At 70.1% G+C, this 22334-nt stretch carries 19 protein-coding genes; 6 read left to right on the top strand and 13 right to left on the bottom strand.

Translation table 11 applies throughout. The features are described 5' to 3' along the window. Nucleotides 1-42: 42 nt before the first annotated feature. Nucleotides 43-1704, bottom strand: a complete 1662-nt coding sequence (locus tag QRN67_RS14290) for a SulP family inorganic anion transporter (protein WP_285412267.1) — start codon at nt 1702-1704, stop codon at nt 43-45. Nucleotides 1705-1882: 178 nt separating this feature from the next. On the opposite strand from QRN67_RS14290, the gene QRN67_RS14285 reads away from it, so the two are divergent. From QRN67_RS14285 to QRN67_RS14260, 6 genes are all read left to right on the top strand, one after another. Then, nucleotides 1883-2386 (top strand): (2Fe-2S)-binding protein, encoded by a 504-nt coding sequence (locus QRN67_RS14285; protein WP_081266484.1) that lies wholly within the window; start codon nt 1883-1885, stop codon nt 2384-2386. Beyond that, on the top strand, nt 2383-4632 hold the full coding sequence (locus QRN67_RS14280; protein ID WP_285412266.1) for a xanthine dehydrogenase family protein molybdopterin-binding subunit: 2250 nt from the start codon (nt 2383-2385) through the stop codon (nt 4630-4632). Before QRN67_RS14285 ends, QRN67_RS14280 begins: the two co-directional genes overlap by 4 nt. Then, on the top strand, nt 4629-5933 hold the full coding sequence (locus QRN67_RS14275) for a c-type cytochrome (protein ID WP_285412265.1): 1305 nt from the start codon (nt 4629-4631) through the stop codon (nt 5931-5933). Before QRN67_RS14280 ends, QRN67_RS14275 begins: the two co-directional genes overlap by 4 nt. A 205-nt stretch (nt 5934-6138) precedes the next feature. Continuing rightward, a complete protein-coding gene (locus QRN67_RS14270) occupies nt 6139-6864 on the top strand; it encodes a hypothetical protein (RefSeq protein ID WP_285412264.1) in 726 nt (241 codons plus the stop codon). A gap of 201 nt (nt 6865-7065) precedes the next feature. Then, nucleotides 7066-8634, top strand: coding sequence for a TerC family protein (locus tag QRN67_RS14265; RefSeq protein ID WP_285412263.1), 1569 nt, complete (start codon nt 7066-7068; stop codon nt 8632-8634). A gap of 24 nt (nt 8635-8658) precedes the next feature. Further along, on the top strand, nt 8659-9270 hold the full coding sequence (locus QRN67_RS14260; RefSeq protein WP_081266395.1) for a flavin reductase family protein: 612 nt from the start codon (nt 8659-8661) through the stop codon (nt 9268-9270). Nucleotides 9271-9279: 9 nt separating this feature from the next. Here QRN67_RS14260 and QRN67_RS14255 read toward each other — a convergent pair whose 3' ends face one another. From QRN67_RS14255 to QRN67_RS14200, 12 genes are all read right to left on the bottom strand, one after another. After that, nucleotides 9280-10083, bottom strand: coding sequence for a CPBP family intramembrane glutamic endopeptidase (locus tag QRN67_RS14255; RefSeq protein ID WP_285412262.1), 804 nt, complete (start codon nt 10081-10083; stop codon nt 9280-9282). A 68-nt stretch (nt 10084-10151) separates the two neighbouring features. Next, nucleotides 10152-11015, bottom strand: a complete 864-nt coding sequence (locus QRN67_RS14250) for a ChbG/HpnK family deacetylase (protein WP_285412261.1) — start codon at nt 11013-11015, stop codon at nt 10152-10154. Beyond that, a complete protein-coding gene (locus QRN67_RS14245) occupies nt 11008-12633 on the bottom strand; it encodes an ArnT family glycosyltransferase (protein WP_285412260.1) in 1626 nt (541 codons plus the stop codon). Before QRN67_RS14245 ends, QRN67_RS14250 begins: the two co-directional genes overlap by 8 nt. Then, nucleotides 12630-13715, bottom strand: a complete 1086-nt coding sequence (locus QRN67_RS14240) for a glycosyltransferase family 2 protein (RefSeq protein WP_285412259.1) — start codon at nt 13713-13715, stop codon at nt 12630-12632. Before QRN67_RS14240 ends, QRN67_RS14245 begins: the two co-directional genes overlap by 4 nt. Then, a complete protein-coding gene (locus tag QRN67_RS14235) occupies nt 13712-14296 on the bottom strand; it encodes a phosphatase PAP2 family protein (RefSeq protein ID WP_285412258.1) in 585 nt (194 codons plus the stop codon). Before QRN67_RS14235 ends, QRN67_RS14240 begins: the two co-directional genes overlap by 4 nt. Nucleotides 14297-14458: 162 nt before the next feature. After that, the gene (locus QRN67_RS14230; protein ID WP_285412257.1) at nt 14459-14908 is read right to left on the bottom strand and encodes a hypothetical protein; all 450 of its coding nucleotides are present in this window, start codon (nt 14906-14908) and stop codon (nt 14459-14461) included. A gap of 108 nt (nt 14909-15016) precedes the next feature. Next, nucleotides 15017-15577, bottom strand: coding sequence for a methyltransferase family protein (locus QRN67_RS14225; RefSeq protein WP_081266388.1), 561 nt, complete (start codon nt 15575-15577; stop codon nt 15017-15019). Between the two features lie 29 nt (nt 15578-15606). Next, nucleotides 15607-16374 (bottom strand): SDR family NAD(P)-dependent oxidoreductase, encoded by a 768-nt coding sequence (locus QRN67_RS14220; RefSeq protein ID WP_285412256.1) that lies wholly within the window; start codon nt 16372-16374, stop codon nt 15607-15609. Next, nucleotides 16371-18431 (bottom strand): phenylacetic acid degradation bifunctional protein PaaZ, encoded by a 2061-nt coding sequence (paaZ, locus tag QRN67_RS14215; RefSeq protein ID WP_081266387.1) that lies wholly within the window; start codon nt 18429-18431, stop codon nt 16371-16373. Before paaZ ends, QRN67_RS14220 begins: the two co-directional genes overlap by 4 nt. A gap of 154 nt (nt 18432-18585) precedes the next feature. Beyond that, on the bottom strand, nt 18586-19317 hold the full coding sequence (locus QRN67_RS14210) for an ABC transporter ATP-binding protein (protein ID WP_081266386.1): 732 nt from the start codon (nt 19315-19317) through the stop codon (nt 18586-18588). Beyond that, nucleotides 19314-21224 (bottom strand): branched-chain amino acid ABC transporter ATP-binding protein/permease, encoded by a 1911-nt coding sequence (locus QRN67_RS14205; RefSeq protein WP_285412255.1) that lies wholly within the window; start codon nt 21222-21224, stop codon nt 19314-19316. The genes QRN67_RS14210 and QRN67_RS14205 overlap by 4 nt, the downstream gene beginning before the upstream one ends. After that, a complete protein-coding gene (locus QRN67_RS14200) occupies nt 21221-22249 on the bottom strand; it encodes a branched-chain amino acid ABC transporter permease (protein WP_285412254.1) in 1029 nt (342 codons plus the stop codon). The genes QRN67_RS14205 and QRN67_RS14200 overlap by 4 nt, the downstream gene beginning before the upstream one ends. Nucleotides 22250-22334 lie beyond the last annotated feature (85 nt).

Below are 22334 nucleotides of genomic sequence, written 5' to 3'. Positions count from 1 at the left end.
AGCACACGGGTGTCAGCCCCGGCGAGTCAAGGCGGCAGGCGGTCACGCGCTGACCTGCTGCTGCGGCGGCTGCACCGCATCGTCCACGCTCCAAGGCGCATACACCTCCGCGTGCAGGTCGGGCGAGTTCACCTTGGCCAGCAGGTCGCGCACGTCGTCCTTCACCCGCGCCAGCGACAGGCGCAGGCCGCGCACGCGCACGTAGGCCGCGAAGTCGCACAGCGCCTCGATGCTGGTGGCGTCGAGGTCGGGCGACTCTTCCAGGCTCAGCACCATGCGCCGCAGGCCCGGCGTGGCGTCGATGCGCGCGCGGATCGACGTGAACACGGCATCGGCATTGCCGAAGAAAAGCGGCACCTCGGGCCGCGCGATCAGCACGCCCGGCGGCACCACCGCCTCGGGGTGCCGGGCGGTGTCGACGTAGTCGTGGCTCTGGCCCAGCCGGCCGAGCCAGCTCACCGTGGTGCGCGAGAAGCCGCGCAGCAGCAGCAGCAGGCTCACGCCGATGGCCGCCAGCAGCCCGTCGAGCACGCCCAGCACCAGCACTGCGGCCACCGCCACCAGCGCCACCAGGCGGTCGCGCCGCCAATGGAAATATGGCCGCAGCGCCGAGGGGTTGAGCGAATGGCTCACCGCGTTGATCACGATGGCCGCCAGCAGCGGCTCGGGCGTGTGCGCGATCCACGGCAGCAGCGTGAACACCGCCACCCCCACCACCAGCCCGGCCACGATGCCCGCCGCCCGGCTCTGCGCGCCCGCCGATTCGTTGGCCGACGTGGCCGAATAGCCCGCGCCCACCGGCATGCCCTGGAACAGCGCCGACAGCATGTTCGCCCCGCCCAGCGCCAGCAGGTCGCGGTTGGCCGAGACGTTGTCGCCGTGGCGCATGGCGAAGGTGCGGATCGAGCCGTACGACTCCGCATAGAGGATCAGCGCCATCGCGAACGCGAGCCCGCCCAGGTTCTGCCACTGCGCGCGGTCGAGCTGCGGCACGCCGGGGTGCGAGAAGTCGAGCGAGATCGGCCCCACCGCCGCCACGCCCCACGCATGGCACAGCCCGCTCACGTCGAGCGCGATGCCGCAGACGATCACCAGCAGCGCCGCCGGCACCGCGCGCCAGCGCGAGAGGCCTCGCAGCAGCAGCAACGCGGCCAACGCCATCGCCGCGCCGGCCAGGTTCCAATGGCGCCATTCGGTGGCCAGCCCGGCGAAGAGGCGGAAGAAGTCGCTGTGCGCCGGCTGCACCGACAGCACCTTGGGCAGCTGCTTGACCACGATGGTCAGCGCCAGGCCCAGCGCAAAGCCGCGCAGCACCGGCTTGGCGATGAGGCTGGACACCGCGCCCAGCTTCGCGATGCCCGCGATCACGAAGAACACCCCGGCCAGGGCGACGATGGCCGCGCCTATTGCCAGCCGCGTGGCCGTGTCGATGCCCGGCATCGACGTGGTGGCCGCGAACAGCACGGCGGCCGACGACGAGGTGGCCGAGACGATCGCGAAGCGGCTGCTGCCGAATATGCCGTAGACCAGCAGGCCGGCGAAGAGCGCGATCACCCCGGCCTGGGGCGGCAGGCCCGCGATGCCTGAATAGGCCACGGCTTCCGGCAGCAGCAGGCCGGCGATGGACACGCCCGCCACGAAGTCGGCGACGCCGGGGCGGCGGGTGGCGCCGGGCGGCGGTGCGGTTTCTGCGGGAATGGACATGGCCTTCTTGCTTTTTTGTTGTCGCGGAATGCTGGCAGCCTCCGACGGACCGGAAGCTGACGATGAAAACTTTCGTTGCCGCTTGCCGGCAGGTTTGGAAAAGCCCGAGCGCATTTTTCAAACTGGCGCTATGGTGCAGTCCCGACCCCCGATGAAACAAGCAGAAAAGGCAGGGCCCATGATTGATATCAACATCAACGGCCAGTCCGTTGCTGTCAACGCTCCCGACGACATGCCCTTGCTCTGGGCATTGCGCGACATCGTGGGGCTGACAGGAACCAAGTTCGGCTGCGGCATCGCGCAATGCGGCGCCTGCACCGTGCACCTCGACGGCCAGCCCGTGCGCTCTTGCGTGCTGCCGGTCGGCGCGATCGGCAAGAAGGCCGTCACCACCATCGAAGCCATCGCGCAGACCCCGGCCGGCCAGAGCATCCAGAAGGCCTGGCTCGACGTCGACGTGGTGCAGTGCGGCTATTGCCAGTCCGGGCAGATCATGTCCGCCGCGGCGCTGATACAGCGCACCCCCAACCCGAGCGACGCTGACATCGACCTCGCCATGTCGGGCAACGTCTGCCGATGCTGTACCTATTCGCGCATCCGGGCCGCCATCAAGCAGGCCGCCACGGGCAAGCCCGAGGTGCTGCAGTCGGTGGTGACGATGCCGGCCAGGAGCGCATCGTGAGCGCCGCCGCCGGAATCAGCCGGCGCGCCGCCCTGCAGGCGGGCGGCCTGGCGCTGGCCTTCACCTGGGTCGGCGGCAGCAAGGCCTTTGCGGCCATCAGCGCGCGCCAGCAACCCGCGGACGCGGCCGCCGCGCTTGCGGACGGCAACCCCGCCTTCGCGCCCAACGCCTTCATCCGCATCGACGCCGACGGCGGCGTGCGCCTCGTGATGCCGATGGTCGAGATGGGCCAGGCCATCTATACCGGCTCGGCGATGCTGCTGGCCGAGGAACTCGGCGTCGAGCTCGACCAGGTGCGCGTGGAGCATTCGCCGCCCAACGAAGCGCTCTACGGCATGCCGCTGCTCGGCGGCCAGATCACCGGCGGCTCGACCAGCACGCGCGGCACCTACGCCGTGCTGCGCGAGGCCGGTGCCGTCGCGCGCACGCTGCTGGTCGGCGCAGCCGCCGCGCAATGGAGCGTCGACCCCGCGAGCTGCACGGTCGCGCGCGGCGTGGTGAGCCATGCGGCCTCGAACCGGCAGCTCGGCTTCGGCGCGCTCGCATCGGCCGCCGCGAAGCTGCCGATGCCGGCCAAGGTGGCGCTGAAGGAGCCGAAGGACTTCAAACTCATCGGCCAGCCGCTGCGGCGCGTCGACTCGGCCGGCAAGGTCAACGGCAGCACGCAGTTCGGCATCGACGTGCGTGTGCCGGGCATGAAGGTGGCGACGGTCAAGGCCAGCCCCACGCTCGGCGGCGTGCTGGCCTCGGTGGACGACAAGGCCGCACGCGCGATTCCCGGCGTGATCGACGTGCTGCGCATCAAGGACGCGGTCGCCGTGGTGGGCGAACATTTCTGGGCCGCCAAGCGCGGCCTCGACGCGCTCAAGATCCGTTGGACGCCGGGGCAGAACGCCGCGCTCACGACACAGCAGTTGCGCTCGGCGCTGGCCGATGCGCTCGCGAAGGACAAGGCCATCGTCGGCAAGGAAACCGGCAAGCGGCCCGACGGCACGCTGGTGCAGGCCACCTACGACCTGCCGATGCTGGCGCACGCGACCATGGAGCCGCTCAACACCACGGTGCATGTGCGGCCCGACGGCTGCGAGATCTGGGTCGGCACCCAGGTGCCGGCGCGCTGCGTGAGCGTGGCCGCCAAGATCACCGGGCTGGCCGAGGACAAGGTCGTGCTGCACAACCAGTACCTGGGCGGCGGCTTCGGACGGCGGCTGGAGACCGACTCGGTCGAACAGGCCGTGGCCTTCGCGAAGCAGGTGGCGTATCCGCTGAAGGTGGTGTGGACGCGCGAGGAAGACATCCGCCACGACATCGTGCGGCCGATGTACCACGACGACATCTCGGCCGTGGTCGACGGCGACGGGCAGATCCTGTGGTTCGGCGACCGCATCTCGGGCGGCACCGTGCTGGGCCGCTGGGCGCCGGCCTTCATGGGCAAGGACGGCATGGACGGCGACCTGATCGAATGCGTCGCCGAGCCCTGCTACGACCTGCCGAACCTCAAGGTGGAGTGGGTGCGGCACGACATGCCGAGCGGCCTGAACGTCGGCTGGTGGCGCGGCGTGGGGCCGACGCACAACCTCTTCGTGCTGGAGAGCTTCATCGACGAACTGGCGCAGCGCGCGAAGAAGGACCCGGTGGCCTACCGTCGCGCGCTGCTGAAGAAGAACCCGCGCACGCTCGCGGTGCTCGACCTGGCCGCCGAAAAGATCGGCTGGGGCAAGGGCGCGCTGCCGGCACGCGTGGGGCGCGGCGTGGCCGTGGGCGACCCGTTCGGCAGCCGCGTGTGCGCCATGGTCGAGGTCGAGGTCACGCCGCAGGGCGAGGTGCGGCTGCGGCGCGCGGTGGTCGCGCTGGACTGCGGCATTGCGGTGAATGCGAGCTCCATCGAGGCGCAGATCCAGGGCGGGTTGCTGTTCGGGCTCAGCGCCGCGCTGTTCAGCGAGATCACGCTGCGCGAGGGCGCCATCGAGCAGAGCAACTTCCACGACTACCGGATGCTGCGCATCAACGAGTCGCCACCGGTCGAGGTCCACACCATCAAGAGCGGGGAGGCGCCCGGCGGGCTCGGCGAGGTCGGCACCGCCATCGCCGCGCCGGCGCTGGCCAATGCGATCTTCGCGGCCACCGGCGTGCGCCTGCGCGCGCTGCCCGTGAACCGCGCGCTGCTGGTGCAGGACAAGGAAGCGCTGAAGAAGAAGATCGCCGATGCCTCGCAGGCGGCGCCAGGCGAAAGGAGCACGGCATGAAGCGACTCTTCAAGCTGCTGGTGGCCGTGTTCGTGGTGGGCGCGGCGCTGTACTTCTTTCTGAACCGCACCGACAAGTCGGAGGGCGAGGCGCCCGTGCTGGCCGGCGCGCCGGCCGATGCGGCGCTGCTGGTGCGCGGCGAGTACCTCACCAAGGCCGCCGACTGCATCGCGTGCCACACGGTGCCCGGCAAGGGCGAGCCCTTTGCGGGCGGGCTGCCTTTCGTGCTGCCCTTCGGCACCATCTACTCGTCGAACATCACGGCCGACCCGGCCACCGGCATCGGCAACTGGAGCGACGAACAGTTCGTGCGCGCCATGCACGACGGCGTGCGCGCCGACGGGAAGCGCCTGTACCCGGCGTTCCCGTACACCGCGTACACAGCGCTCAGCCGCAAGGACGTGCTCGCGATCAAGGCCTACCTCTTCAGCCTGCCCCAGGTGAAGCAGCCGAACCGCGAGCCCGATCTGGGCTTTCCGTTCAACCAGCGCTGGGCCATGGGCTTCTGGAACGCGGCCTTCTTCAAGAGCCGCCGCTTCGATGCCGACCCGTCGCAGCCGCCCGCGTGGAACCAGGGCAAGTACCTGGCCACCGCGCTGGGCCATTGCGCGGAATGCCACACGCCGCGCAACTTTGCCTTCGCGCTGGAGACGAGCAACAACCTGGCGGGCGAAACGGTCCAGGGCTGGCGCGCCTACAACATCACGTCGGACGCGAAGAACGGCATCGGCGGATGGAGCGACGCGGAGATCGCCGCCTACCTCACCACGGGTCACGCCGATGGCCGGGGCTCGGCCTCGGGGCCGATGGGCGAGGCGGTGGAGCACAGCCTGCAGTACCTGAAGGCCGAGGACACCGCGGCGCTGGTGAGCTACCTGCGCACGGTGCCCGCGAAGGCCGGCAAGGAGCCGATCGAGATCGATGCGAAGGCGCCCTGGGCCGTGGCCTCGAGCGCGGCCGCGCCGGCGGCCAACACGGCCGAAGGGCATGAGCAGGGGCTCAGGCTCTTCGCCGCGGCATGCGCCAGCTGCCACCAATGGAACGGCCAGGGGCAGCAGACCAGCTACGCGTCGCTGCTGGGAACGCGCGGCGTGAACGACCCGGGCGGCGCGAACGTCACGCAGATGATCCTGCGGGGCGTGAAGATGCGCGTGCACGACAACGAGGTCTACATGCCCGCGTTCGATAAGGCCTACACCGACACCGAAGTCGCGGCGCTCGCGAACTACGTCATCGCGCAGTTCGGCAACAAGCAGGGGACGGTGACGTCGGAGTTCGTGGCGAAGCAGCGCGCGCAATGAGCGCTTGAGCAGGGCTCACGCAGCGGCCGGCGCGGAATTTAAATCTTCCTACCTATCGGCCCTGCCGACGCAGCGCCGATACCGGAAAAAAGAGCCCTGCGACGGCATGCGCGTGCGCGTTCGGACCGCGTCGCGCTGTTAAGGTGTGCCCCTGCTTTTTTCGATCCAGGCCCTGCGCGCGCTGTCCGCGCATCGGGCAGTCCACATGCCTATCCGCCACGCCAGAATCTTTCCCCGCCACGCGTTCCACTGCGTGCTGGGCGGTGTGGCCGTGGCCTATGCGTTGTGCGCGGTGATGCTGATGCCCGCGCGAATCTTCATCCTGCCGTTTCTTTCCGACGGCGAGCCGGTGTCCGACGAGGGCATGCTCTTTCTCGCGTCGATGGCCGTTCCGGCGGGGCTCTACCTGATGGTCTGGCGCGGCGGCGATTTCTTCGCATGGTGGCGCACGCCGCCGGTGCTGACGCTCGGCGCGCACGGCCTGCAGCTCGGCCGCCGCACCGTCGCCTTTGCCGACGTGACGCGGCTGCGCCATCGCCACGGCCGCGACCACATGCTGATCACCACGCGCAGCGGCAAGACCACGCGGCTGCGGCTGGGCCTGTGGGACCACGCGGCCGCGCTGCGGGCCGAGGTGGAGGAGGCGATCGGCAAAGTGCTGCGCGGCGATGTCGAGCGGCGCATGCATGCCGGCGACACGGTGGACTTCGGCGCGTTGGCCATGAATGCGGAAGGCCTGGTGCACGAGGGGCAACTCATCGCGTGGTCGAGCATCGACACGGTGCACACGCAATCGGAAACCGACGGGGTGCTGGTGGACGAGCATCTGGTGATCATCGCGAACGGCCGGACGCGCCGCATCGACCGCTCGAAGATCGAGAACGAACCGGTGCTGCTGGCCTGCCTGATGCAGCGCCTGCCGGCCGGCTGACGCGGGTTCTATAGACTGGAGGGGTGAAATCTTCCTCCGAGCCTCCCAGTAGGCCGCTGGCCTGCGCCAGCTTCCGCCTGTCTCCGTGCGCCGCGACCGACCCCCTCGCGGCTCCCGTCCATTCCGCCTCTTCCCTGTTGTCGCCCGACATGGCCCACGCCTTGCCGGGCCATGCGCGTTGCCGCGCCTTCTTCTTCCACCATGATCGTTGAACTGCTCACCGACCCCGCCGCCTGGATCGGTCTCCTGACGCTGGTCGTCCTGGAGATCGTGCTGGGCATCGACAACCTGATCTTCATCGCGATCCTCGCAGAGAAGCTGCCGCCGCACCTGCGCGACCGCGCCAGACGGCTGGGCCTGGGCCTGGCGCTGTTCATGCGGCTGGCGCTGCTGTCGGTGGTGTCGTGGCTGGTCACGCTGACCACGCCGCTGTTCACCGTGTTCGGCCAGGGCTTTTCGGGGCGCGACCTGATCCTGCTGGTGGGCGGCCTGTTCCTGCTGTTCAAGGCCACCGCGGAGCTGCACGAGCGGCTCGAGGGCGTGACGCACACGGCCGGCGGCTCCACCGTGTACGCGAGCTTCGGCCTGGTGGTGACGCAGATCGTGGTGCTCGACGCGGTGTTCTCGCTCGACGCGGTCATCACCGCCGTGGGCATGGTCGACCACCTGCCGGTGATGATGGCGGCGGTGATCATCTCGATCGGCATCATGCTGTGGGCGTCGAAGCCGCTCACGCGCTTCGTCAATGCGCACCCCACGGTGGTGGTGCTGTGCCTGAGCTTCCTGCTGATGATCGGCCTGAGCCTGGTGGCCGAGGGCCTGGGCTTCCACATTCCGAAGGGCTACCTGTACGGCGCCATCGGCTTCTCCGTGATGATCGAGGCGCTGAACCAGTGGGCCAAGCGCAATGCGCTGAAGCACGAGGCGCGCCGTCCGCTGCGCGACCGCACGGCCGAATCCATCCTGCGGCTGCTGGGCGGCCGCGCGCCGGGCGAACCGGCACCGGCCGGCGCCGCCGCCGACGGCGAAGCGCCGCTGCCCGAGCCCGCGTTCGCGGTCGAGGAGCGCAACATGGTCAGCGGCGTGCTGTCGCTGGCCGAGCGCAACGTGCGCTCGGTGATGACGCCGCGCGCCGACATCTCCTGGGTCGACCTGAACGACGACCCCGAGGCGGTGCGCGAGCAGCTGCTCGACACGCCGCACGGCATCTTCCCGGTGTGCCGCGGCTCGCTCGACGAGGTGGTGGGCGTGGCGCGCGCGAAAGACCTGCTGGGCCACCTGCTGCGGCACGGAAAGATCGACGAGAGCGGCGGCCTGCGCGCGCCGATCTACGTGCCCGAATCGACCACCGTGATCCGCCTGATCGACACGCTGCGCGGCGCGCGCGGGCAGCTCGCGCTGGTCAACGACGAGCACGGCACGCTGACCGGCGTGGTCACGCCCATCGACGTGCTCGAAGCCATCGCGGGCGAGTTTCCCGACGAGGACGAGACGCTGGAAATCCAGCAGACCGCCGCCGACACCTGGACGGTTTCCGGCAGCGCCGACCTGCACCTGCTGGAGCAGGCATTGCAGACGCACGGCCTGCTGAGCGACGACGACAGCTACACCTCGGTCGCGGGCTTCCTGCTCGCGCGCTTCGGCGGCCTGCCTCCGCAGGGCCGGACATGGGTGCACGACGGCTGCGAGTTCGAGGTGACCGACGTCGACGCGCAGCGCATCCGCGCGGTGGTGGTGCGGCGCCTGCCTGCGACAGAATCAGGCAACTGAACTGCCGCTCCCGGAGCCCCTGCCATGAACGTCCCCCACCACCGCCTGCCCGTTCCCCTCGACAAGGCCTACCGCCTGCTCAACCACGGCCCCACCGTGCTGGTGAGCGCGGCGCACGGCGGCCAGCGCAACATCATGGCCGCGGCCTGGGCCATGCCGCTGGACTTTGCGCCGCCCAAGGTGGCGGTGGTGCTCGACAAGAGCACATGGACGCGCGTGCTGCTCGAAGGTGCCGGCAGCTTCGCGCTGCAGGTGCCCACGCGCGCGCAGCTCGATCTGACGGAAGCGCTGGGCAACAGCTCCGGCCGCGAGATCGTCGAGCAGTCGGGGCACGACAAGTTCGCGGCCTACGGCCTGCAGACCTTCGCTGGCACGGCCACCGATGCGCCGCTGCTCGAAGGCTGCGCCGCGTGGCTCGAATGCCGCCTGCTGCCGGAGCCGCACATCCAGCAGAGCTACGACCTGTTCCTGGGCGAGGTGATCGCCGCGCAGGCCGATTCGCGCGTGTTCGCCAACGGGCGCTGGAATTTCGACGGGCATGACGAGCTGCGCACGCTGCACCACGTGGCGGGCGGGCACTTCATCGTCGACGGGGAGGCGGTCGATGCGCGGCCGCTGCCGCCCACCGGCTCCTAGCGCTCGCTCCTAGGCCGAGGTGCGCCGCGCCGGCCTGGCCACCAGCATCAGCCGCAGCACCAGCGTGCCGCACACGGCGGCGGCAAGTGCAAGCAGCGCGACCCACAGCAGGCGTGCCGGCGACGCGGCGTCGAGCCAGTCCGCCAGCAGCAGCGTGGCGCTGTTGTACGCGGCATGCAGCGCAATGCAGGGAATGAGCGAGCGCGTGCGCTCGTAGAGCCACGCGAGCACCGTGCCCATGATGAGGCCGACCACGAACTGGTAGATGTTCATGTGCGCGGCGCCGAACAGCAGGGCCGAGAGAAAAATGGCCTGCCAGCGCGGATAGCGCTGCAGGAAGCCGCGCAGCACGATGCCGCGGAACAGCATTTCCTCGAGCAGCGGCGCCACCACGCACACCGCCAGCACGGCCGCCACGCTGCCGTCGGCCATGCGGCTGAACATGGCTTCTTCCCAGGCCGAGAGCGGCGCGATGCGCACCAGCAGGTTGAACGCGGAGGTGACGGTCAGCAGCAGCGCGGGCACCAGCAGCAGCACCGGCGGCACCACCAGCAGCAGCGTGACGCCGGCGGAAGCGCGCGACTGGTGGAACAGCTCGCGCCATGTGAGCTGCTGCGCATGCATCACGGCCGCGAACACGCAGCCGTTGCCGAGCACCGCCGACAGCACGCCGATCTGCATGCCGTTCAGGCCGAGCCACCGGTTGGCATCGCGCAGCGCCGCACCCACGACGATCTCGCACAGGCACAGCGCGAGGAACAGCAGTGCGGCTTGCGCCGCCGAGGGAAAGGCGGTGCTTTTCGGGGAGGGCATGGGAGAGTCGGGCTGCGCGGATGAGGAGGCGCGCATGTTAGCGCCCCCGTGTTGCACATGGCGGGGGCCTATGCGTGGGCGAGTTCGCCGCGCCTGAAGACCTGCGACAGCGGCGTGATCGCGATCGCGCCGGATTGCCCCTGCGGCGGCAGCGAAAGCGCGCGCAGCACCGCGTATTCGCGCATGCGCGCAGAGCCGTGCGGATCGCCGGGCTGGATGCCGGTCGAGGGGTGGCACATCAGCACGTCGCCGGTGCGGCAGGCCGCGAGCCAGTCGGCAAGGCGCGCTTCGTAGCCCTGCACGTCGCCGGTGAAGTCGTACACGCCGAGCAGGCGCCGGCTCACCGGAATGCCGTGCTCGGCGGCGAGCGCTGCCAGCCGCGCGCCGCCCAGCGCATGGATCACGCGGGCCTTCAGCCGGTCGGGGCCGCTACGGTCGACGGGCGCGGTATAGCGCACCCAAGGCGGCGACTTCGGGTAGCGGCGCACGATCTCGTCGACCAGCAGCTCGCGCACCACCGGGAACTGGTGCACATGCCGGTGTCCGTCGACGAACGCCGGCGCACGGCCCATCGCGTCTTCGAAGCGGGTGAACTGGTCGCGGATGTCGGCGTGCAGCACGGGCGAGAACACGGTGCGCGTGTAGGTCCGCGCGATCAGCCCCGCGAGGCCGGGCTCTGCACCGTCGGGCGTGTCGGGGCGCGTGAGGTCCAGGTGCAGGCCCACGTCCAGCCGCGTGGCGTCCAGCCGCCGCAGCGCCCGTGCGCCCGCGGCCCATGCGCCGCGCCGCACCATGCCGCTGGTCGCGGAGATCTTGCCCAGCTCGGCAAGCTCGAGCACGGCGGCGTTGATGCCGGGGCTCATGCCGAAGTCGTCCGCGCACACGCAAAGGTGGCGCATCGTCGGTCCCAGCGGGCCGGTGGTGTCAGTCATTGCCATTCGTGGAGGGGGCAGGCACGGGAGGGGATGGTACGGCGGCTCCGGCGGGCGCGGAGGCAGGGGTGCCCAGGCAGTCCGGGTCGCGCGTGGCGCTCCCCGCGAAGCGCCAGGCCGCGATGCTTTCGTTGACCGCCACCAGCTGCGCCTTGCCCAGCCATGGGTTGGACAGCTGCGAGGCGATCGGCCCGACCAGCCAGGTGGTGCGCGGCACGCACAGCACGGGCGCCAGCTGCGTCCGGTCGATCAGCGTGGCGTCGGCGCGCGCGGGCTCGAAGCGGCTCGCGTCGAAGATCTCCTTGCGCCAGTTGTCGCGGGTGTCGGTGGCGGCGGCCTTCCAGTCGTCCGACACGAGCACCGGCTGGCGCAGGTTCCAGTAGAAGGGAATCTCGTAGTAGTAGCTGTCGAGCATCATCACCTGGTCGCCCGGCGCCACCGACTGGCCGGCCGGCAGCCGCAGCCGCGTGCCCGGCGGCACCGAGTAGAGCGCAACAGCGACCACGCACGCCACGCACAGCACGGCCGCGACCGCCGACGTGGCGCGCATCTTGGGCAGCAGCTTTTCGACGGCGCGCCCTGCCAGCACGCGCTGCGCGATCAGGCAGGCCAGCGGCGGCAGCGCGGGCAGCACGTAGCCCACCAGCTTGGACCGCGGCAGCGAGAAGAACACCACGATCACCGCCAGCCAGATCCACATGAGCCAGTCGACGTCGGACAGGCGCGACCGGGGCGCGCCGTCCTTGTCGTCCTTGCCGCGCGGCACGAGCACCCATGCGAACCACGGCAGCGTGAGCACCGCCAGCACCGGTACGTAGAACCAGAACGGGTGCTCGTTGTTGAACCCCGACGAAGCGAAGCGCCGGAAGTGCTGGGTGATGACGAAGTAGTCGAAGAACTCGGGGTACTTCAGCTGCATGGCAACGAACCACGGGCCCGCCGCCGCCAGCAGGATCGCCCAGCCCGGCAGCCAGAGCGCGAGCTTCAGCACCACGGTCTTGCGCGTGGCGGCGCACCACAGCACCAGCACCGCACCGGGCAGCACCAGGCCGATCAGTCCCTTGGCCAGCAGCCCGGCCGCGGCCATCAGGTAGGCGCCCGCGAGCAGGGCGCGCCAGGGCTCGCCGCGCTCCCGCGCCAGCGCCGCGCCGGCGGCCAGCAGCACCGTGGCCGAGATGCAGCCGGCCACCAGCATGTCGAGGTTGGCGAATTGCGCGCCCAGGAAGAAGAAGGGCGTGGTCACCAGAACCACGGTCGACAGCAGCGCCTGCCGCATCGTCGACCAGCGCCGCAGGAACAGGAACAGCGCCGCCGCCGCCGTGCCCGCGCCGAGGATCGAAGGCAGCCGCGCGGCCCATTCGACCGGGCCCGCCACCGACATCGCCGCCGCGCCGATCCAGTAGAACAGCGGCGGCTTGTGGAAGAAGGGCAGGCCGTCCAGCCGCGGCACCAGCCAGTCGCCGGAGTGCAGCATCGCAAGCGCCACGCTGCCGTAGCGCCCTTCGTCGGGCGCCATCAGCGGGCGCACCCATGCGGTCGCGAGCAGCCACGCGAACAGCGCGGCAATGAGCCAGAGGGGTCGGGGCGATGTCCACCGGGCGGAGCCGGGCCGTCTCATGGTTTCCCGGGCTCGGCCTGGAGTCCCTTGCCGTGTTCGCGCCGGACCACGTACAGCGGACGCCCCTTCACCTCTTCGTAAATGCGGGCGATGTACTCGCCCACGATGCCGGTGGAGATCATCTGGATGCCGATGAAGAACATCAGGCTCACGACGATGGTGGTCCAGCCGGACACGGAGTTGCCGAACAGCAGGTGGTCGATGGTCACGAATGTGCCGTAGCCGAAGGCCGGCACCGCGAGCAGGAGGCCCGCCACGCTCACCATGCGCAGCGGCCAGGTGGTGAAGGCGGTGAGGCCGTCGATGGCCAGGCCGATCAGCCGGCGCGCGTTGAACTTGGTGGTGCCTTCGGCGCGCGGCGCGGGCGTGTAGGGCAGCGCCACGGCGCGGAAGCCCACCCAGGCGTAGAGGCCCTTCATGAAGCGGCTGCGCTCTGGCATGGCCATGAGCGCGTCCACCACCTTGCGGTCCATCAGGCGGAAGTCGCCCGCGTCCTTGGGCACCTCGAAGCGGTCCGACGAATTGACAAGGCCGTAGAAGAGCTTGCTGCCGAGCTGCTTGAAGCGGCTTTCGTCGCTGCGCTGCTCGCGCACCGCGTAGACCACCTCGGCACCGGCCGTCCATTGCGCGAGCATCGCGTGGATCAGCTCGGGCGAGTGCTGCAGGTCGCCGTCGAGCAGCACCACGGCGTCGCCGGTGGCCGCCGCAAGGCCGGCGGTGAGTGCGGCTTCCTTGCCGAAGTTGCGCGACAGTGAAATGCAGCGGAAGCCCGCGAGCTCGCACCATGCCTCGGCCACGGCGGCGGTGTCGTCGGTGCTGCCGTCGTCCACCACGATGATTTCCCAGCGCAGCCGCGTGGCCCAGAGGATGTCTTCCAGCAGCGGCAGCATGAGGCGCAGGTTGGCCGCCTCGTTGTAGCAGGGGATGACGCACGAGATGCTGCGCGCGTCGGGGGCGGGTGCGTCGGGCATGCCGGCCTGGGCCAGCGGCTCGGGGGGGGCCGAGGTGTGGGGCGGCAGGACCGCGCCGGGAGCGATGCCGGCGCCGGGGCGCGAATGTCTTGCGGCGGACGAAGAGATCATGAGTGCCTCCAGAGAGAGCTGGTCGCCGGACTGTCGGCGGATGCGCGGCCAGTTCGCGGGACGAAGAAGAGAAAGAGCCACCGCGCGATGGCGATCGCGCCGGCAACCACCGCGCCCAGCAGCAGGCCGGCGACGATGTCGAGCGGGAAATGCACGCCCACGTACACGCGCGCCCACCCGGTGGCGGCGGCCAGCGCCAGCAGCGGCACGCCGATGCGGCGCAGGCTGGGGCGCAGCATGAAGGCCAGCGCGACCATGAACATGACGGCCGCGTGCGTGCTCGGCAGCGAGCCGCGGCTCGCATGCTCGATGTAGGCCTGGCCCAGCCCCGCCGCGAACGGGCGAGGAACATTGAGGCTCGTGGCGATGGTGTGCGCGATCAGCGAAGTCACGCCGGCGGCGGCGGCCACGATGCACAGGTAGGCGCGGTCGGCGCGTTGCCGCCACAGCGCCACCACGACGATGCCCGCGGCGAGCCAGCTGCCCCACAGCGCGAAGGCGACGGCGACCGAGAGCACCCACGGCGTGGGATGGCTGCCGGCGTGGATCCAGTGAAAGAAGGCGAGGTTCAGCGCGTCCATGGCGCCACTCCTTGCGGATGAATGCAAACAACAGGCGCAGGGCTGCGCAAGGTGCGGCAGGCGCACCTGAAAAATGTGGACATGTCAGTCCTTTCGACGAGGAAGAGAGGCCCGCTGCGCAGACGTCAGCGGGAGGACGCGACGCGCGAGGCGCCGGTTTTCTCAGATCCCGTAGGGCGGGGCGGCGGTGGGCGGCAGGCGCCGCCAGGGCTGCGCGCAGGGCGGCGCGCCGCCGTGCGGCGGCACGTGTTCGGGCGCTTCGCGCACGATGGGCGTGGCAAGCCGTGCCAAGGCCACGGCCAGCGGCAGCATCGCGAGCACCATGGCCATGAGCGCGCTCAGCCCGAAGTCGAAGGCGTCGGGGTGGTCGATGCTCGCCGGCGCCTGGACGAAGACCGTGGTCTCGTGGTCGCTCGGGTGGTCGGCGCGATCGTCGGCCTCGAACTGCGTGGTGTCGCTGACGCTGCGCACCCGCAGCATCGGCTCGTCTTCCAGGCCGTCGCAGCGGTAATGGACCGCGATGAAAGGCTGGAGAACAACCAGCAGCAGGCCCGCCACGCACCACCAACGGTAGTGCGCTCTGGCGAAATGGCGGACGCGTGCGAGAAGCATGCAGGAATGCTAGGAGGTTCGTGTGAACGGAACCTGATCGTGCGGGTCAGCATCCCGCAAGGTAGCGGCACGGGCCTGCGGTATAAGGCGCGCGCCCGCGCCGTGCAGCTACAGAACGAAGGGAATGAAGCGCCGCGTGCGCCGCATGTAGTCGCGGTAGGCATCGCCGAAATGCGCGATGCATTCCTGCTCGTCGCGCAGCGCCGTCATGAACAGCAGCACCGTGGCCGCGAGCACCAGCAGCAGCGTGAGCCAGCTGAACTGCTTGAGAAACGCACCCCAGGCCAGCAGCATCAGCGCGGTGTACATCGGGTGGCGGATGTAGCGGAAAGCGCCGCTGCTGACGACGGCGGATGTCTTCTCGAAGCCGTAGAGCGCGGGGTCGTCGCTGCGCGCCTCGGTCGGCTTGCCCTGCGCCTTGAGCAGGCGCACCGCGTGGATCGGCAGCCAGATCGACAGCACGAAGAAGATGCTGGAGACGATCTGCCTGGCCGAGAACGGATCGTCATGCCACCACGGCAGGTTGACCAGCGCCAGCACCAGCATGCATTCCCATGCGAAGAAGCGGTAGAAGCCGTGCGAGCCGGGCCGGCTCAGCGGGCCGCGCGAAGCGTAGAGCAGCGCGGCGGTGCCGGCGATGAAGGCGAAGATCTGGAACCAGAAGAGCATGGCGGCCGAATTTACACGGCCGCGTCGATCTATCCGGCTATAGAAAACCCGCCGTCCACCGGAATCGCGGTGCCCGTCACGTAGTCGGACGCGGCGCTCGACAGGAACACGGCGGTGCCGGCGATGTCGCCCGGCTGGCCCCAGCGGCCGGCGGCGGCGCGGGCCACCACGCGGTCGTACAGGCCCGGGATCTGGCTGCGCGCGCCGTCGGTGAGCTCGGTCTCGAACCAGCCGGGCAGGATCGCGTTGACCTGGATGTTGTCTGGTGCCCACGAGAGCGCGGTCGACTTGGTGAGCTGCACGATGCCGGCCTTGCTGGCGGCGTAGGCCGGCGCATAGGGCGCGCCGAAGATCGACATCATGGAGCCGATGTTGATGATCTTGCCGCCGCCCGCGGCCTTCAGGTGCGCATGCGCGGCGCGGCTGCACAGGAAGGCGCTGGTGAGGTTGGTGTCCATCACCTTGTGCCATTCGGACAGCGCGAGCTGGTCGACGGGCTTGCGCACCGTGGTGCCGGCGTTGTTGATGAGGATGTCGAGCCGCCCGCAGCGCGCGGCGGCCTCGTCGAACAGCTTCTGCACCGAGGCCTCGTCGCTCACGTCGGCCTCGAGCGCGAAGCTGTCGCTGCCCAGCGCCTTCAGCGCCTCGACCGCGGCGGCCGACTTCTGCGCGTTGCGCGCTGCCACGATGACGCGCGCGCCGGCCTTGGCGAGCCCTTGCGCCATGCCGAGGCCGATGCCCCCGTTGCCCCCCGTGACCAGCGCGACCTTGCCCGTGAGGTCGAACATCGTCGTCATGCCTGCACCGCTTCCGGCTTCTTGGAGACCAGCGTCAGGATGTCGTAGCTGGCGACCAGCTCGCCGTCCTGGTTGGTCACTTCCACGTCCCAGGCCACCACGCCCTGGCCCTGGCCGCTGGCGTCTTTCTTGTTGCGGTCGATCTTGCGCTTGCAGGTCAGGCGCGCCTGGATGGTGTCGCCGATGCCCACGGGCTTGGTGAAGCGCAGCGTGTCCAGGCCGTAGTTGGCGAGCACCGGGCCGGGCGAGGGCGACACGAACAGGCCGGCCGCCGCCGACAGCACGAAGTACCCGTGCGCAATGCGCTTGCCGAAGGGCGACTGCTTGGCCGCCACCTCGTCGAAGTGCATGTAGAAATAGTCGCCCGAGATGCCGCCGAAGGCCACGATGTCGGCCTCGCCGACGGTGCGGCGGTGCGTGAGCAGCGAGTCGCCGACACGCAGGTCTTCGAAGTAGCGGCGGAACGGATGCACCTCGCTCTCGCGCACGGCCGCGCCGCGCACATGCTCGCCGGTGATGGCGGCCAGCATGGTGGGCGAGCCCTGCAATGCGGTGCGCTGCAGGTAGTGCTTGACGGCGCGCAGGCCGCCGAGCTCTTCGCCGCCGCCGGCACGCCCCGGGCCGCCGTGCTTGAGCTGCGGCAGCGGCGAGCCGTGGCCGGTCGATTCGGCCGCGGCCTCGCGCTCGAGCACCAGCAGCCGGCCGTGCCATGCGGCAGCCACCGGAATCGCCTTGGCGGCGATGGCCGGGTCGCGCGTGACCAGCGTGCCGACCAGGCTGCCGCGGCCGCGCGCGGCCAGTGCCAGCGCCTCGTCGATGCCGTCGTAGGGCATCAGCGTGCTGACGGGGCCGAAGGCCTCGACGTCATGCGCCGCGTCGTGCTCCAGCGGCTTGCGGCTCAGCAGCAGCGTGGGCGCGAAGAAGGCGCCTTCGCCCACGCCGTCGCCCACCGGCGAGAAGCCGTCGCGCTCGCCGTACACCAGCTCCGCGCCCTGCAGCAGCGTGGCGACGCGCTCGGCCACGTCAGCCTGCTGGTCGCGCGAGGCGAGCGCCCCCATGCGCACCTCTTCGCGCGACGGGTCGCCGACCACGGTCTTGGCCAGCCGCGCGCGCAGCCGCTCGGCCACCGCGTCGAGGTGCTGGCGCGGCACGATCGCGCGGCGGATGGCGGTGCACTTCTGGCCGGCCTTGATGGTCATCTCGCGCGCGACCTCCTTCACGAAGAGGTCGAACTCCTCGTCGTCGGGCGTCACGTCGGGCGCGAGGATCGCGCAGTTCAGCGAGTCGGCCTCGGCATTGAACGGGATCGACTGGCGCACGATGTTGGGGTGCACGCGCAGCTTGGCGGCGGTGTCGGCCGAGCCGGTGAAGGTGACCACGTCGGGCCCTTCGAGCCGGTCGAGCAGGTCGCCCGTGCTGCCGATGACCAGCTGCAGGCTGCCCGCGGGCAGGATGCCCGACTGCACGATGAGCCGCACCAGCGCTTCCGTCAGGTAGCTGGTGGCCGTGGCCGGCTTGCCGATGCAGGGCATGCCCGCGAGGAAGCTGGGCGCGAACTTCTCGAGCAAACCCCACACCGGGAAGTTGAACGCGTCGATGTGCACCGCCACGCCGCCGCGCGGCACCAGGATGTGCGTGCCCGCGAAGCCGCCCTTCTTGCCGAGCGGGAAGGCCGGGCCTTCGTGCACCAGGTTGCCCGAGGGCAGCTCGTTGGTGCCGATGCCGGCATAGGCGCTCAGCGTGCCCGCGCCGCCTTCGATGTCGATCCAGCTGTCGGCGCGCGTGGCACCGGTGTGGGCGGAGATGGCGTAGAGCGTTTCCTTGTTCGCGGCGATGTACTTGGCCAGCGCCTTCAGGCGCTCGGCGCGCTGCTGGAAGTCGAGCTTCATGAGCTCGGGAATGCCGGTGCGACGCGCGTACTGCAGGGCCTCCGCGAAGTCGATGGCCTCGGCGTGGGTGCTTGCCACGGGTTGGCCGTTGACGGCGCTGCGCAGCTGCTGCGCGGCCTGCTGGCCGATCCAGCGGCCGGCGATGTAGCTTTGGAGGGTGGTGGTCATGGTGCGGGTCCTTTCGCGATGTCTGTCTTGCTCCTTCCCCCTCTGGGGGAAGGCGGGGATGGGGGCCAGCGGCATCGGTTCGGCGCTGTGCCCTGTCAGCGGCCGCCGTGCCCCCACCCCAACCCTCCCCCGGAAGGGGAGGGAGAAAAACCGTTCAATCCTTCTTGCCGATACCCAGGTAGGTATCAATGATCCGCTGGTCATGCAGCAGGTCGCGCGCCTTGCCTTCGAGCGCCACGGCGCCCATCTCCAGCACATAGGCGCGGTCGGCCACCTGCAGCGCGGCGCGTGCGTTCTGCTCCACCAGCAGCACCGACACCCCGTGGCTGCGCAGCTGCGACACCACGCGCAGCACTTCGCGCACCACCAGCGGCGCCAGGCCCAGCGAGGGCTCGTCGAGCATCAGCAGGCGCGGGCGCGCCATCAGCGCGCGGCCGATGGCCAGCATCTGGCGCTCGCCGCCCGAGAGCGTGGAGGCCATCTGCGGGCGGCGTTCCTTCAGGCGCGGGAAGATCTCGAAGATCTCGTCCATGCGCGCGCGCTGGTCGCGCTTGCCCTTGCGCCACTGGTAGAAGCCGCCGAGCAGCAGGTTGTCTTCGACCGACATCTCGCCGAACAGCTCGCGCCGCTCGGGCACCAGCGCCACGCCGCGCGCCACCATGGTCTCGACGCCGGGGCGCGCGATGCGCTCGCCGTCCAGCATCAGCTGGCCGGTCGATTGCAGCAGCCCCATGGCCGCGCACAGCAGCGTGGTCTTGCCGGCGCCGTTGGGGCCGATCACCGTGACGATCTCGCCTTCGTTCACCTGCAGGCGCACGCCGTGCACCGCTTCCACGGTGCGGTAGGCGACGCAGAAGTCTTCCAGTTGAAGAATGGGATGGCTCATCGTGCGTCTTCCAGCAATTCGTCGTCGGCGCCGCCCAGGTAGGCTTCGAGCACGCGCGGGTTGGCCTGCACCTCGGCGGGCGTGCCGGTGGCGATGACGGTGCCGAACTCGAGCACCGTGATGCGGTCGGCCAGGTTCATCACGAACTCCATGTCGTGCTCCACCACCAGGATGCCGAGGCCTTCGGCGCGCAGCTGGCTCAGCAGCTCGGAGAGCGCGCGCTTTTCAAGGTGGCGCAGGCCGGCGGCGGGTTCGTCGAGCAGCAGCACCGAAGGCTGGGCGGCGAGCGCGCGGGCAATTTCGACCACGCGCTGCTGGCCGAGGGAGAGCGATGCGGCGGGGGTCTCGGCATGCGCGCCGAGGCCGCATCGGTCGATGTGCTTGCGGGCTTCGGCCATCAGCGCGGCTTCTTCGGCGCGGTCCAGGCGCAGCATGGCCGCGAGCCAGCCGCGCTTCGCACGCAGGTGGGCGCCGAGCGCGACGTTCTCGGCCACGCTGCGCTGCCCCAGCAGGCGCACGTGCTGGAAGGTGCGGCCCAGGCCCAGCGCGGCAAAGGCGCGCGAAGGCTTGCCCGACATCGGCTGGCCCACCAGGCGCACTTCGCCCGTGGTCGGGTCGTCCACGCCCGAGATCATGTTGAAGAAGGTGCTCTTGCCGGCGCCGTTGGGGCCGATCAGCGCATGCACCTCGCCGGCCTTCAGCGTCATCGAGATGTCGTTGTTGGCCACCAGGCCGCCGAAGCGCTTGCTCACGCCGTCGGCCTGCAGCAGCAGGGTGCCGGCGGCGGGCACCGCGCGCTGCGCGAGCGGTTCCATCGTCGACGCGGCGGGACCGGCGCCGGCGGCGCGCGGCACTTCGCGCACCCAGCGGCGCGACAGCCGCGCCAGCGTGGGCCACAGGCCGTCGGCAAAGCGCTGCAGCACGAACAGCATCAAGAGGCCGAACACCACCACCTCGAAGTTGCCGCTGGTGCCCAGCAGCGCGGGCAGCACGTCCTGCAGCTTCTCCTTGAGCAGCGTGATCAGCGTGGCGCCGAGCACCGCGCCCCACAGGTGGCCCGCGCCGCCCACTACCGCCATGAACAGCATCTCGATGCCGATGTTGAGGTTGAAAGGCGTGGGGTTCACGAAGCGCTGCATGTGCGCATAGAGCCAGCCCGAGATGGCCGCGAGCAGGGCCGCCAGCACGAACAGCTTGATGCGGTGGCGCGCGGTGTCCACGCCCATCGACTCGGCCATCAGCCGGCCGCCCTTGAGCGCGCGGATGGCGCGGCCCTCGCGCGAGTCGAGCAGGTTGTGCATGGCCCACAGCGCGAGCAGCAGAACGGCCCAGATCACCACGCCCAGCATGCGCGGCGTGGCGAAGGAGACGCCCGCCACCACCAGCGGCGGAACGCCGGTGATGCCGGTCTGGCCCCCGAGGAATTCCATGTTGCCGAGCAGGAAGTACAGGCTCAGGCCCCAGGCGATGGTGCACAGCGGCAGGTAGTGGCCCGAAAGCTTGAGCGTGACCGCGCCGAGCGCCCAGGCCAGCGCGAAGGTCAGCACCAGCCCCAGCAGCAGGCCGAGCCAGGGCACCAGCGCCGAGCCCGCGAGGCCGCCGAGCCAGCCGGCGGCCGTGGGCGAAGTGCATATCCAGGCCGTGGCATACGCGCCCATGCCGACGAAGGCGGCCTGACCGAAGGAGGTCATGCCGCCCACGCCGGTCAGCAGCACGAGGCCCACCGCCACCAGGGCGTAGAGGCCGATGTTGCTGAGCACCGAGACGGTGAACTCGGGCAGCCAGCCCCAGGCCAGCGCGAGCGCGACGATGAAGACCAGCGTGAGTACGCGCGGCGTCACCAGCGGGCGGCCCTCGGGCGCCGCGTTCGCGGCGGTAGAAGCGGTGGTCGACGGAGACGGGTTCATTCCTCGTCCTCCACATGATGGCTGTTGAGCGAGCGCCACAGCAGCACCGGAATGATCAGGGTGAACACCAGCACTTCCTTGTATGCGCTGGCCCAAAAGGAAGAGAAGGCTTCGAGCAGGCCGACCAGCAGCGCGCCCGCGAGCGCCAGCGGATAGCTCGCGAGCCCGCCGACGATGGCGGCCACGAAGCCTTTCAGGCCGATCAGGAAGCCGGTGTCGTAGTAGACCGTGGTGATGGGCGCGATCAGCAGGCCCGAGATGGCGCCGATGACGGCGGCCAGCGCGAAGCTCAGGTCGCCCGACAGTTCGGTGGGAATGCCCGACAGCCGTGCGCCCACGCGGTTGATGGCGGTGGCGCGCAGCGCCTTGCCGATCATCGAGCGGCCGAAGAACCAGAACATGGCGATCACCAGCACCAGCGTGACGCCGACCACCACCAGCGACTGTCCGTTGACCGGAATGCCGCCGAGGTCGAAGCGCGCCTCGGAGAACGCGCTGGTGCGCGAACCCTCGGCACCGAAGAAGAAGAGCCCCAGGCCGACCAGCACGCCGTGCAGCGCCACCGAGACGATCAGCAGCATCAGCACGCTGGCGTCGGCCAGCGGGCGATAGGCGACGCGGTAGAGCAGCGGGCCCAGCGGCGCGATCAGCACCAGCGTGGCGAGCGACTGCATCGCAAGCGACGTGGGCTTCAGGCCCAGTATCAGCACGGCCGCCACGGCCGGGAAGGCCACGCACCAGGTCAGCGCCGAGCGCCAGTCGACGACGGCACCGCGCTTCCAGCGCCATGCTTCCACCACCAGCACGATCACCGCCAGCGCCAGCAGCAGCCACAGCGTGGAAGGCGCGCGGCCGCCCTGCAGCGCGGCCATGGAGAGCGCACCGAAGGCGACGAACTCGCCCTGCGGGATGAAGATCACGCGCGTGACCGAAAACACCAGCACCAGCGCGAGCGCCATCAGTCCGTAGACCGCGCCGTTCACGATGCCGTCCTGCCCCAGCAACAGGGCAATCTGCAAATCCATAAAACAACCTTCGGGCGTCGCCCGTGACTCAGTTCAGGAACACCGAGGAACCGGCTTTGCCGGGCCTCAGGTGTTGCCCCCGGCA

Origin of the sequence: Variovorax sp. efr-133-TYG-130 (assembly GCF_030208835.1) — a bacterium.
Taxonomy (GTDB): Bacteria; Pseudomonadota; Gammaproteobacteria; order Burkholderiales; family Burkholderiaceae_C; genus Variovorax.
Note: the sequence above shows the minus strand (reverse complement) of the source record. Positions and strands in the feature narration are given on the sequence as shown.

What these genes read in the sequence shown, in the direction of transcription:
- QRN67_RS14290 (WP_285412267.1), bottom strand. Translation starts at nt 1,704, where the DNA reads ATGTCCATTCCCGCAGAAACCGCACCGCCGCCCGGCGCCACCCGCCGC.
- QRN67_RS14285 (WP_081266484.1), top strand. Translation starts at nt 1,883, where the DNA reads ATGATTGATATCAACATCAACGGCCAGTCCGTTGCTGTCAACGCTCCC.
- QRN67_RS14275 (WP_285412265.1), top strand. Translation starts at nt 4,629, where the DNA reads ATGAAGCGACTCTTCAAGCTGCTGGTGGCCGTGTTCGTGGTGGGCGCG.
- QRN67_RS14270 (WP_285412264.1), top strand. Translation starts at nt 6,139, where the DNA reads ATGCCTATCCGCCACGCCAGAATCTTTCCCCGCCACGCGTTCCACTGC.
- QRN67_RS14265 (WP_285412263.1), top strand. Translation starts at nt 7,066, where the DNA reads ATGATCGTTGAACTGCTCACCGACCCCGCCGCCTGGATCGGTCTCCTG.
- QRN67_RS14260 (WP_081266395.1), top strand. Translation starts at nt 8,659, where the DNA reads ATGAACGTCCCCCACCACCGCCTGCCCGTTCCCCTCGACAAGGCCTAC.
- QRN67_RS14255 (WP_285412262.1), bottom strand. Translation starts at nt 10,083, where the DNA reads ATGCCCTCCCCGAAAAGCACCGCCTTTCCCTCGGCGGCGCAAGCCGCA.
- QRN67_RS14250 (WP_285412261.1), bottom strand. Translation starts at nt 11,015, where the DNA reads ATGACTGACACCACCGGCCCGCTGGGACCGACGATGCGCCACCTTTGC.
- QRN67_RS14245 (WP_285412260.1), bottom strand. Translation starts at nt 12,633, where the DNA reads ATGAGACGGCCCGGCTCCGCCCGGTGGACATCGCCCCGACCCCTCTGG.
- QRN67_RS14240 (WP_285412259.1), bottom strand. Translation starts at nt 13,715, where the DNA reads ATGATCTCTTCGTCCGCCGCAAGACATTCGCGCCCCGGCGCCGGCATC.
- QRN67_RS14235 (WP_285412258.1), bottom strand. Translation starts at nt 14,296, where the DNA reads ATGGACGCGCTGAACCTCGCCTTCTTTCACTGGATCCACGCCGGCAGC.
- QRN67_RS14230 (WP_285412257.1), bottom strand. Translation starts at nt 14,908, where the DNA reads ATGCTTCTCGCACGCGTCCGCCATTTCGCCAGAGCGCACTACCGTTGG.
- QRN67_RS14225 (WP_081266388.1), bottom strand. Translation starts at nt 15,577, where the DNA reads ATGCTCTTCTGGTTCCAGATCTTCGCCTTCATCGCCGGCACCGCCGCG.
- QRN67_RS14220 (WP_285412256.1), bottom strand. Translation starts at nt 16,374, where the DNA reads ATGACGACGATGTTCGACCTCACGGGCAAGGTCGCGCTGGTCACGGGG.
- paaZ (WP_081266387.1), bottom strand. Translation starts at nt 18,431, where the DNA reads ATGACCACCACCCTCCAAAGCTACATCGCCGGCCGCTGGATCGGCCAG.
- QRN67_RS14210 (WP_081266386.1), bottom strand. Translation starts at nt 19,317, where the DNA reads ATGAGCCATCCCATTCTTCAACTGGAAGACTTCTGCGTCGCCTACCGC.
- QRN67_RS14205 (WP_285412255.1), bottom strand. Translation starts at nt 21,224, where the DNA reads ATGAACCCGTCTCCGTCGACCACCGCTTCTACCGCCGCGAACGCGGCG.
- QRN67_RS14200 (WP_285412254.1), bottom strand. Translation starts at nt 22,249, where the DNA reads ATGGATTTGCAGATTGCCCTGTTGCTGGGGCAGGACGGCATCGTGAAC.